Raw genomic sequence first — 11,049 nt, forward strand, 5'->3', positions numbered from 1 at the left:
CTCCCGCCCTCAGACCTTCCCGATCCCCAACGTCGTCTCCGACGGCAGCAGTCCGGAGGACAGCACCGCCACCCAGAACTCGCCGAGCAGTTCCACGAGACGGTCGACCTCCTCCCCATTGAGCGACTGCCAGGGCGCGGCGGCGAGTTGATCGGTGCGCTCCTCGACGGTGCGGCGCAGTTCGCGGCCCGCTTCCGTGGCCGTACCGTCCGCGTCGACCAGCCCTCGGGCGATCAGACGGTCGCGAGCCGACTCCCATTCCCCGGCGCTCCAGCCGCGGCTTTCGAAGCGCTCGACGGACGCTGCGCCTATCGCGGCGAAGGACACGAGCGACTCGACGGGGTCCAGTCCGGCCACCATCAGGGCCGCTATGTGACCGTCGCCGCGATGCTCCCGCAGGATCGTCGCCGCGTGCCAGAGCTGGAGGTGTGGGGCCCCCGGCCAGTCCAGCGCGGCGTTGGCCGCGGCGAGCGGGCGGCCGGCCGTGTTCGCCGCCTCGGCCGCGCGACGGACGAGGGCGGCGACCTCCGCCAACTCGGGGCTGCCCGTCCGGTCACCGAATATCGCGCGGTAGGCCCGGTCGACCCCGCGCTCCCGCGCCCTCAGTACGGCCTCGGGGCTTGCGATCTTCCAAGCGGGGTCGATGTGTTCGGCGACCATGCGCGGACTGAAGCTGTAGAACGCCGACGCTACGCTCCGCGCACCGACCGGCCCCAACGGCGCGGCCCGGTACGGGAAGTAGCTCGGCCAGCGCTCCTCGGTGCCGTAACCGAGTGCGGCGGCCTCCTCGAAGACCTCCGGCGCGTAGTACAGCACCGCGTGCAGCGGCTCCAGCAGATGCCAGAGCTGTCGCACCCGACCTGACTCCATACCGCCGTCGTGCTCCACCATGACGCGACTCCCCCTGTTCGAGACCTCGGGATCGATCCCCCGACCCGCGCAACCGCCCACTGCCAACCACCGAGCGGGAATCCATACCCCGCAACTTGACACTGACAAGATTGCCCGACCCCACCAGAACTTGTCAACGCCTAAATCCCGAAAACTTGTCGCCGCCTAGATTGCGCGTACCCTGCTCCCATGACGCAGCAGACCTCTCCTCGCCGCCCGTACCACCACGGCGACCTGCGCCGAGCCATCCTCACCACCGCACTGGACGTCATCGCCACCGACGGCCCGTCCGCACTCAGCCTGCGTGACTTGGCCCGCCGCGCCGGTGTCTCGCACGCGGCGCCGGCCCATCACTTCCGGGATCGCACCGGACTGCTCACGGCGATCGCCGCCGAGGGGTTCGGGCTGCTGGCGACCGCGCTCATCGAGGCCGCGGACCTGAGGGACGCGGGCGTTCGCTACGTCCGCTTCGCGCGCGAACACCCCGCGCACTTCCAGGTGATGTTCACGCCCGAACTGCTGCGCACCGACGACCTGGAGCTGACCACGGCCCGCGCCCTCGCGGGCGACGCCCTGCGCGGCGCCGTCTCTCTCGTACACCCCGAGGAACTCGGCATCGACACCCGCATGGCCGGAGTCGCCGCCTGGTCCCTGGCGCACGGCTTCGCCACGCTGCTCCTCAGCCACAACCTGGACGGCCCGGTCGGCGACCAGGACGCCGAGGAGGTGTTCCGGACGCTGGCGACGAGCTGTTCCGCAACACAGCCTGAACGAGCCTCCCGAACACCACCTGAACGAGCCTCCCGGGCGAACCTGGAACGGACAGCGGCCGACGCTTGACCTCAAGTCCGCTTGAGGTCCCAGAGTGATCCGCATGACCACCGAAACCGCGCACACGGCCGCCGCGCAGTCGGACCGCCGGGCCATCGCCGAGGTCGTCGCCACCGTCGAGCGCACCCAGCGGGCCAAGGACCCCGACGGCTTCCTCGCCCTCTTCCACTCCGACGCCGTGTGGACCACCGGCCACGGCAAGGTCCTCATCGGCCTCGACGCCATCGCCGAGTTCACCCGCGCCGTGCTGCCCAACGCGACCTGGGACGGCGATGTCACCTACGAGGCGATGCACACGCAGTTCCTGCGGCCCGATGTGGCAGCCGTCAAGGTCCGGCAGGTCTACCACTCACCACAGGGCGACACGGAGGGCGCTCCGCTGTACGTCATGACCAAGCAGGACGACGGCAGATGGCTGCTGCACGCCTGCCAGAACACCGAGGTACACGTCGACTAGACCGACCGCCGGCCCGGTCTGGCCTGGCCCGGCCGGCCGGCCCCGAATCAAGACCCCAGAATCGACGCCAGGAACTCCCCCACCCACCCGAGCAACTCCCGCCCGACCAGCGGCTTCCCGCCCACCTTCGCGGTCTTCGGGCGCGGCACCAGCACCTGGTGCACCGCCGGCTTGATGACGGTGCCCGGGTACAGGCGCTTGAGCCTGAGCTCCTGGGACTCCCGCAACTCCACCGGCGCGAAGCGGATGTTGTTGCCCTGCAGGACGATCTCGCCGACTCCGCACGCGCGTGCCAGCATGCGCAGGCCGGCCACCAGGAGGAGGTTCTCGACCGGCTCGGGCAACTTGCCGTAGCGGTCTACGAGTTCCTCGCGGACGGACTTGACGTCCTCCTCCGTGTTGGCGGAGGCGATGGCGCGGTAGGCCTGCAACCGGAGCCGCTCGCCGGGCGCGTAGTCGTGCGGGACGTGCGCGTCGACCGGGAGCTCGATCTTGACCTCCAGCGGCGGCTCCTCCTCGACACCGCCCTCCAGAGAGGCGCGGTAGTCCGCGACCGCCTCGCCGACCATACGGACGTACAGGTCGAAGCCGACCCCCGCGATGTGGCCGGACTGCTCACCGCCCAGCAGATTGCCGGCGCCGCGGATCTCCAGGTCCTTCATCGCCACGTACATGCCCGCGCCCATCTCCGTGTGCTGGGCGATGGTGGCGAGGCGCTCGTGGGCGGTCTCGGTCAGCGGCTTCTCCGGCGGGTACAGGAAGTACGCGTACCCACGCTCGCGCCCACGCCCCACCCGGCCGCGCAGCTGGTGCAGCTGGGACAGGCCGAAGTTGTCGCCGCGCTCGACGATCAGGGTGTTGGCGTTGGAGATGTCGATGCCGGACTCGACGATCGTCGTCGAGACGAGCACGTCGAACTTCTTCTCCCAGAAGTCGACGACCACCTGCTCCAGCGCCGTCTCCGACATCTGGCCGTGCGCCGTCGCGATGCGTGCCTCGGGGACGATCTCGCGCAGGCGCGCGGCCGCGCGGTCGATCGACTCGACGCGGTTGTGGATGTAGAAGACCTGGCCCTCGCGCAGCAGTTCGCGGCGGATCGCGGCGCCGATCTGCTTCTCCTCGTACGGTCCGACGAAGGTCAGGACCGGATGCCGCTCCTCCGGCGGAGTCGTGATCGTCGACATCTCACGGATGCCGGTGACCGCCATCTCCAGGGTTCTGGGGATCGGGGTGGCGGACATCGTCAGGACGTCGACGTTGGCGCGCAGCTTCTTCAGCTGTTCCTTGTGCTCGACGCCGAAGCGCTGCTCCTCGTCGACGATGACCAGGCCCAGGTCCTTGAACTTGGTCTCCGACGAGAACAGGCGGTGCGTGCCGATCACGATGTCCACCGAGCCTTCGCGCAGGCCCTCCAGGGAGGCCTTCGCCTCGGTGTCGGTCTGGAACCGGGACAGGGCGCGCACGTTGACCGGGAACTGCGAGTAGCGCTCGGAGAACGTCCCGAAGTGCTGCTGCACCAGCAGCGTCGTAGGTACGAGGACGGCGACCTGCTTGCCGTCCTGCACCGCCTTGAACGCGGCCCGCACCGCGATCTCCGTCTTGCCGTAACCGACGTCGCCGCAGATCAGACGGTCCATCGGGACCGACTTCTCCATGTCCTCCTTGACCTCGGCGATGGTCGTCAGCTGGTCGGGGGTCTCGACGTACGGGAACGCGTCCTCCAGCTCGCGCTGCCAGGGGGTGTCCGAGCCGAAGGCATGCCCCGGCGCCGCCATGCGCGCGCTGTACAGCTTGATCAGGTCGGCCGCGATCTCCTTGACGGCCTTCTTGGCGCGCGCCTTGGTCTTCGTCCAGTCGGCGCCGCCCAGGCGGTGCAGCGTGGGGGCCTCGCCACCGACGTACTTGGTGATCTGCTCCAGCTGGTCGGTGGGGATGTACAGCCGGTCGCCCGGCTGGCCTCGCTTGGCGGGGGCGTACTCGACGACGAGGTACTCGCGCGTGGCGCCCTGGACGGTGCGCTGCACCATCTCGATGTAACGGCCGACGCCGTGCTGCTCGTGGACGATGTAGTCGCCCGTCTCCAGGGTGAGCGGGTCGATGGTCTTGCGGCGGCGGGCCGGCATCCGGGCGCCGTCCTTGCCTGCCGCCTTCTGGCCGGACAGGTCGGTCTCGGTCAGCACGGCCAGCCTGAGCGCCGGATCCACGAAGCCGTAGTCGATCGAGCCGCAGGCGACATGGACGACGGACGGGGAGATCTCCCCGAGGTCCGCTTCCAGGCGGGCCGCCACGCCCTCGGTGCCGAGCACCTCGACCGTGCGGGCCGCGGGGCCGTGCGCCTCGGTCACGAAGACCGTGCGCCAGCCGTCGGCGAGCCAGCCCTTGGTGTCGGCGAGGGCCTTGGCGGTGTCGCCGCGGTACGACTCGGGGGCGTGCATGCCGAGCTTGAGGGTGTCCGCGTCGAGCGTCTCGTCAGCGGCGAACGGCGACACCGACCACCACATCATGTCCAGCTCGCGTGCCCGGTCACGGACGTCCGCGATGGACCACAGGGACGCCGCGCCGACGTCGATGGGTGCCTCGCCGCCGCCGGCCGTGGCGGCCCAGGACGCCTGGAGGAACTCCTGCGAGGTCGCGACGAGATCGGAGGCACGCGTGCGTACCCGTTCCGGATCGCATACGACCGTCATGGCGCCCTTGGGCAGGACGTCGAGCAGCAGCTCCATGTCGTCGACGAGGACCGGCGCCAGGGACTCCATGCCCTCGACCGCGATGCCCTCGGCGATCTTGCCGAGCAGTTCGCCGAGCTCGGGGTGCTCCTCGGCGAGAGCACGCGCGCGTGCGCGGACGTCATCGGTGAGCAGCAGCTCGCGGCAGGGCGGCGCCCACAGGCCGTGCTCGGCGACTTCGAGGGAGCGCTGGTCGGCGACCTTGAAGTAGCGGATCTCCTCGATGTCGTCGCCCCAGAACTCGATGCGCAGGGGGTGTTCCTCGGTGGGCGGGAAGACGTCGAGGATGCCGCCTCGCACGGCGAACTCGCCGCGCCTCTCGACGAGCTCCACGCGCGCGTACGCGGCGGCCGCCAGGGCGTCCACGACGGCGTTGAGGTCGGCGGTCCGGCCGGTGCGCAGGGCCACCGGCTCCAGGTCGCCGAGGCCCTTGACCTGGGGCTGAAGGACGGAACGTACGGGCGCGACGACGACGGAGACCGGGCCGGTCTCGGGGTCGTCGGAGCTGGGGTGGGCGAGGCGGCGCAGGACGGCGAGGCGACGGCCCACGGTGTCGCTGCGGGGGCTGAGGCGCTCGTGCGGGAGGGTCTCCCAGGACGGGTACTCCACCACGCCCTCCGACGGGAGGAGGGAGCGCAGGGCCGCCGCCAGGTCCTCCGCCTCACGGCCGGTCGCCGTCACCGCCAGGAGCGGGCGGTCGGTCTCGCGGGCGAGGGCGGCGATCGCGAACGGGCGCGCCGCCGGGGGGCCGACCAGGTCGACGTGCATGCGGTTGCCGTCTGCGGCCGCCGTGATCGCTTCCGCGAGGGCGGTGTCCTTGACTACGGCGTCGAGCAGACCGTGCAGACTCATGGAAGGCGCTTCCGTCCGAGGAGGTGGGCAACACGAAGGGCCCGACACGCATGACGGGCCGGGTGTTCCAGCGTACGTCGCTGCGCGGGCGGGCGCCGGGGCCTGTGGATAACGTCCGTTCTCCCGGTGTCCGGCGTTGACGGCACCGCCGCGTGGGACCGCCGCGGGAAGCCTGCCGTCGACGCAGAGCCGCCGACGACGCAGAGCGGCCGACGACGCAGAGCGGGAGACATTGCAGAGCGGCCGACATTGCAGAGGTGCCGATGTCGGCAGACCGGCCCACGGCGCGGACCGGCCCGGCAACGGCGAGCGGCCAGGGCCGCGACCGGTCGCCCCGCTGCCCCCACGTAAAGCTCCACGACTCCTGACGCGTCCCCGGACCCCCACATACCGGCCTCCGCCCCGCACGCCTCGGGGGACGACTGGCCCGGTTCCGGCCGGCGTGACCCCTGGCTGCTGGCCGTCGCGCTGTTCGTCGGGTACGCGATCGTCTCCGTGGGCCGTTACCGGCATCTGGGACAGAAGTCGTGGGATCTCGGGATATTCGAGCAGGTCATCCGGTCGTACGCGCACCTGCAGGCGCCGATCGCCGACCTGAAGGGGCCCGGGTTCAACATCCTGGGGGATCACTTCAGCCCGGTGACGGTGCTGCTGGCGCCGGTGTACCGGCTCTTCCCCTCGTCCATCACCCTGCTTCTCGCGCAGGCCGCGCTGTTCGCTCTCTCCGCCGTCCCGGTCACGAGGGCCGCGGCCCGGCTGCTCGGGCGGGGGCGCGGGCTCGCGATCGGTGTCGCGTACGGGCTGTCGTGGGGGCTTCAGCAGGCGGTCGACTTCGACTTCCACGAGATCTGCTTCGCCGTACCGCTGATCGCCTTCAGCCTGGAAGCGCTGCTCGCACGGCGGTGGAGGGCCGCCCTGCTCTGGGCGATTCCGCTGGTCCTGGTGAAGGAGGACCTGGGCTTCACCTTGACGGCTCTCGCCCTGGTCGTCGCCTGGCGTGCGCGCCAGGAATCCACGCGCGCGACCCGGTACGCGCTCGGCGTCGCCGTGTTCGGTGTGGTGGCCCTCGCGGCGACCCTGCTGCTGGTCATACCGAGCTTCAACTCCGCCGGCGGCTACGACTACTGGAACAAGGTGAGCGAGTCGGGCGGCGGCGGTCCCTTCGACGGCCTCGACACCAAGCTCCGCACAGTGGCCTGGCTCCTCATCCCCACCTCCGGACTGCTCGCCCTGCGCTCCCCCGTCCTGCTCGTCGCCCTGCCCACCATCGGCTGGCGTTTCGTCTCCTCGTATCCGCAGTACTGGGGCACCGACTGGCACTACAACGCCGTCCTGATGCCCATCGTCACCTTCGCGCTCGTCGACGCCCTCGTCAGCACCCGGCACAGCACGCGCGCGTGGCTGCGCTCGTACGTCCAGCACCTGCCCGCAGCCGTCGCGGCCGCCTCCCTCGCGCTGACCACCTCGCTGCCGCTGGCCGCGCTGACCGAGAGCGAGATCTACCGCAAGCCCGCGCGCGTGAGCGCCATCGAGCGGCTCCTCGCCGAGGTGCCCGACAACGCCTCCGTCGAGGCGAACATCGCCCCGATCAGCCGGCTCACCTCGCGCTGCCGGGTCTTCTGGGTGAGCAATACGCAAGGCATTAACCCCGACTTCATCGCCCTCGACAACTCCCGCAAGCGCTATCGCGACGTCGAGGCCTACGCCCGGACCCTGCACCCGCGCGCCCAGTACGCCATCAAGGGCACCGCCTACGGAGTCGTACTGCTGGAGCGCCGGACGGGATAGCAGCAGGACCCGCATACGTCCGGGCCCGGTCCGGAGGTGAAACCTCCGGACCGGGCCCGTCCCCCGCAACCCCCGTGTGCGGTGGCTACTCGGCGGCTCCTCGCCCGGCTACTCGGTCGCGATCGCGTTCAGTACGTTCATCCGGCCCGCCCTGAACGCCGGCACCAGCGCCGCGAACAGGCCCACGAAGGCCGAGCCGATGAAGACCGCGATGATCGTCGGCCACGGGATGTCGAGGACGTTCAGGCCCTCCAGAGCCAGCAGCTTCTGGGCCGTCGCGCCCCAACCCATGCCCAGCCCCAGGCCCAGCAGGGCGCCGAAGAGGGCGATGACCACCGACTCCATGCGGATCATGCGGCGCAGCTGGCGGCGGGAGAGACCGATCGCGCGCAGCAGGCCGATCTCCCTCGTCCGCTCGACCACCGACAGCGCCAGGGTGTTCACCACGCCCAGGACCGCCACGATGATCGCCAGGGCCAGCAGGCCGTAGACCATGTTCAGGAGCTGGCCGACCTGGTCCTTCAACTCCTCCTTGTAGTCGGTCTGGTCGCGGACCTGGTACTGCGGGTAGGAGTCGAGCGACTTCTTCAGGGCGGCGTACGCCGCTTCCTCCTGGCCTTCCTTCGCCTTGCCGAACATCATCACGCTCTGCGGGATCCGGTCGGCGGGCAGGTACTTCGACAGGGTCTCCATGCTCGTGTAGCGGGCGCCCTGGTCGATGGAGGTGTCGTCGTCCGTGATGGCCGCGACCTTCAGCTTCGCCGTCTCGCCGCCCTTGAAGGCGACGGAGATGGTGTCGCCGACGCGCACGCCGTGCTTCTTGGCGTAGTCGGAGCCGACCGACATGGCGTCCTTGCCGTAGGCCGCGGACAGGCTGCCCTGTGTGGTCGTACGGCGCAGGTCCTCGGCGTACGTCGGGTCGGCGGCCGTGATGCCGCTGTCGTCGGTCTTGCCGTCCGGCGAGGTCAGAGTGGCGTTGACGTCCTTGTAGCGGGTGACGTGGGCCAGGCCCGGCGTCTGCTGCATGGCCTTCTCGGCCTGCGGCACGATCTCCTGCTGCTGGGCCATGACGATGAAGTCCGCGCCCACCGACTTGTCCAGCTCGCTCGTCGCCGAGGCGACCATCGAGGAGCCGACCACCGACAGGCAGGCCACCAGCGCGAGGCCGATCATCAGGGCGGCGCCCGTGGCACCGGTACGGCGCGGGTTGCGCAGGGCGTTGCGCTCGGCCATGCGGCCGACCGGCCCGAAGGCGCGCAGCAGGACCGCGCTGAGCACCCGGACCACCGCGCCCGCGAGGAGCGGGCCGATGACCACGAAGCCGATCAGGGACAGCACCACACCGCCGCCCAGCATCAGCGCGCCGTCGCTCGCCTTGTCGGCGGTGGCGGCCGCGTACAGCGCGAAGGCGCCCGCGCCCGTCAGGACGAGTCCGACCAGGGCGCGCACCCAGCCCGCCTTGCCGTCGGCCGGTGTACCGGCGTCGCGCAGGGCGGCCATCGGGGAGACCTTGCCGGCGCGGCGGGCCGGGAGGTAGGCGGCCAGCACCGTCACCACGACGCCGAGGATCAGGCCGACGACCGGGGTCGTCACCTTCACCGTGAGGTCGGCGGTGGAGAGGTTCATGCCGGCCATCGACATGAGCTTCATCAGGCCGACCGCGATGCCGACACCGGCACCCACACCCAGGACGGAGCCGATGAAGCCGAGCAGCAGGGCCTCCACCAGCACGGACCGGTTGACCTGCCGGCGCGAGGAGCCGATCGCCCGCATCAGGCCGATCTCACGGGTGCGCTGGGCGACCAGCATCGAGAAGGTGTTGATGATCAGGAAGATGCCGACCAGGAACGCGATCCCGGCGAAGCCGAGCATGGCGTACTTGATGACGTCCATGAACGCGCCGACGTCCTTGCGGTTCTCGTCGGCGGCCTCCTTGGCCGTCTGGATCTTGTACGCGCCGTCCAGGGCACCGGCGACCTTCGCCTTGAGCTGCGCGTCGCTCACGCCGTCCGCCGCGGTGACGGAGACCTGCGTGAAGCGGCCGGTGGCGCCGAGCAGGGTGCGCTGGGCGGTCTCGGTGTCGAAGTAGACGACGGCCGCGCCCGGGTTGGTCACCTTCCAGGAGGCGATGCCGACGATCCGCGCGCGGATGTCGCCGGTGGCGGCGATGGTGCGCAGTTCGTCACCGAGCAACAGGTCGTGCTTGTCGGCGGTGTCCGCGTCGACCATGACCTCGGTGGGCCCGCGCGGGGCGTGCCCGGAGGTGATCTCCATGGACTTCAGGTCGTTCTTGGTCCAGTTGCCGGCGATGGTGGGCGCGCCGGTGGTGGAACCCATGTTCTTGTTCTCGGAGTTGACGACGGTCACGCTCATCGAGCCGACCGAGCCCTCCGCCTTCTTGACGCCGTCGACGGCCGCGACCTGCTCGACGGTCGAGGCGGGCAGCGAGACGGGCTTGCCGGTGCCGGCACCGTCGTCCTCGTCCTTCGCCTCCTTGGGGCTGACGGTGACGTCGGAGGAGGTGACGGCGAAGAGCTTGTCGAAGGTGGTGTTCATCGTGTCGGTGAACACCAGGGTCCCCGAGACGAAGGCCACCGACAGCAGCACCGCCACGGCCGACAGGGCCATCCGCCCCTTGTGCGCGAAGAAGTTGCGCATCGAGGTCTTCAGGACGGTCATGACGTACGCCCCCGGGCGTCGAAGTCCTTCATGCGGTCCAGGACGGCGTCGGCGGTCGGCTTGTACATCTCGTCGACGATGCGCCCGTCGGCGAGGTACAGCACCCGGTCCGCGTACGAGGCGGCGACCGGGTCGTGCGTGACCATCACGATGGTCTGCCCGAGCTCGTCGACGGACCTGCGCAGGAAGCTGAGGACCTCGGCGCCGGCGCGGGAGTCGAGGTTTCCGGTCGGCTCGTCACCGAAGATGATCTCCGGGCGGGCGGCCAGGGCGCGGGCGACGGCGACGCGCTGCTGCTGGCCGCCGGAGAGCTGGGTGGGCCGGTGCTTGAGCCGGTCGGAGAGCCCCACGGTGTCGACGACGCGCCCGAGCCACGCCCGGTCGGGCTTGCGGCCCGCTATGTCCATCGGCAGCGTGATGTTCTCCAGGGCGTTGAGCGTCGGCAGCAGGTTGAACGCCTGGAAGATGAAGCCGATCCGGTCCCGGCGCAGCTGCGTGAGCTTCTTGTCCTTCAGCCCGGTGATCTCGGTCTCGTCGAGGTAGATCTGGCCGCCGGTGACGGTGTCGAGCCCGGCGAGGCAGTGCATGAGCGTGGACTTGCCGGATCCCGAGGGACCCATGATCGCGGTGAACTGGCCCCGCGCGATGTCCACGTCGACGTGGTCGAGAGCGACGACCCGGGTCTCCCCCGACCCGTACGCCTTGACGACCTGCCGCGCCCGTGCGGCAACGGCCGTACGCCCTCCAGTACCCCCGTGCCTGGGAATGGTCACAGCCGATGTCACGGTATGTCTCCTAAGTCGGTCAGCAGGTGAATCACGAGAA

General features: G+C 70.3%; 7 protein-coding genes. 3 read left to right on the forward strand and 4 right to left on the reverse strand.

Annotation, left to right across the window (positions count from 1 at the left end; all coding sequences use genetic code 11):
• Positions 1-9 precede the first annotated feature (9 nt).
• Positions 10-891: an SCO6745 family protein gene (locus EAO75_RS38465; RefSeq protein WP_147999714.1), complete on the reverse strand. Its 882-nt coding sequence runs from the start codon at positions 889-891 to the stop codon at positions 10-12.
• Positions 892-1,080: 189 nt separating this feature from the next.
• Here EAO75_RS38465 and EAO75_RS38470 point away from each other — a divergent pair, with 189 nt between their 5' ends.
• Positions 1,081-1,731, forward strand: a complete 651-nt coding sequence (locus EAO75_RS38470; RefSeq protein ID WP_261989594.1) for a TetR/AcrR family transcriptional regulator — start codon at positions 1,081-1,083, stop codon at positions 1,729-1,731.
• A gap of 34 nt (positions 1,732-1,765) precedes the next feature.
• Positions 1,766-2,179: an SgcJ/EcaC family oxidoreductase gene (locus EAO75_RS38475; RefSeq protein ID WP_147999715.1), complete on the forward strand. Its 414-nt coding sequence runs from the start codon at positions 1,766-1,768 to the stop codon at positions 2,177-2,179.
• A 47-nt stretch (positions 2,180-2,226) separates the two neighbouring features.
• Here the strand turns inward: EAO75_RS38475 and mfd are convergent, their stop codons facing one another.
• Positions 2,227-5,757, reverse strand: a complete 3,531-nt coding sequence (mfd, locus tag EAO75_RS38480) for a transcription-repair coupling factor (RefSeq protein ID WP_147999716.1) — start codon at positions 5,755-5,757, stop codon at positions 2,227-2,229.
• Positions 5,758-6,144: 387 nt separating this feature from the next.
• Between mfd and EAO75_RS38485 the strand changes: the two genes are divergently transcribed.
• Positions 6,145-7,545 carry a DUF2079 domain-containing protein gene (locus EAO75_RS38485; protein ID WP_147999717.1) on the forward strand — a complete coding sequence of 467 codons (1,401 nt, stop codon included), beginning with the start codon at positions 6,145-6,147 and terminating at the stop codon, positions 7,543-7,545.
• 108 nt (positions 7,546-7,653) lie between these two features.
• Here EAO75_RS38485 and EAO75_RS38490 read toward each other — a convergent pair whose 3' ends face one another.
• On the reverse strand, positions 7,654-10,224 hold the full coding sequence (locus EAO75_RS38490) for an ABC transporter permease (RefSeq protein ID WP_147999718.1): 2,571 nt from the start codon (positions 10,222-10,224) through the stop codon (positions 7,654-7,656).
• Complete coding sequence (locus tag EAO75_RS38495) at positions 10,221-11,009, reverse strand: ABC transporter ATP-binding protein (protein ID WP_147999719.1); 789 nt, start codon at positions 11,007-11,009, stop codon at positions 10,221-10,223. Before EAO75_RS38495 ends, EAO75_RS38490 begins: the two co-directional genes overlap by 4 nt.
• Positions 11,010-11,049: the final 40 nt, after the last annotated feature.

This window comes from Streptomyces sp. UW30 (genome assembly GCF_008042075.1).
Taxonomy (GTDB): Bacteria; Actinomycetota; Actinomycetes; order Streptomycetales; family Streptomycetaceae; genus Streptomyces.

What these genes read in the sequence shown, in the direction of transcription:
- EAO75_RS38465 (WP_147999714.1), bottom strand. Translation starts at nt 891, where the DNA reads ATGGTGGAGCACGACGGCGGTATGGAGTCAGGTCGGGTGCGACAGCTC.
- mfd (WP_147999716.1), bottom strand. Translation starts at nt 5,757, where the DNA reads ATGAGTCTGCACGGTCTGCTCGACGCCGTAGTCAAGGACACCGCCCTC.
- EAO75_RS38490 (WP_147999718.1), bottom strand. Translation starts at nt 10,224, where the DNA reads ATGACCGTCCTGAAGACCTCGATGCGCAACTTCTTCGCGCACAAGGGG.
- EAO75_RS38470 (WP_261989594.1), top strand. Translation starts at nt 1,081, where the DNA reads ATGACGCAGCAGACCTCTCCTCGCCGCCCGTACCACCACGGCGACCTG.
- EAO75_RS38475 (WP_147999715.1), top strand. Translation starts at nt 1,766, where the DNA reads ATGACCACCGAAACCGCGCACACGGCCGCCGCGCAGTCGGACCGCCGG.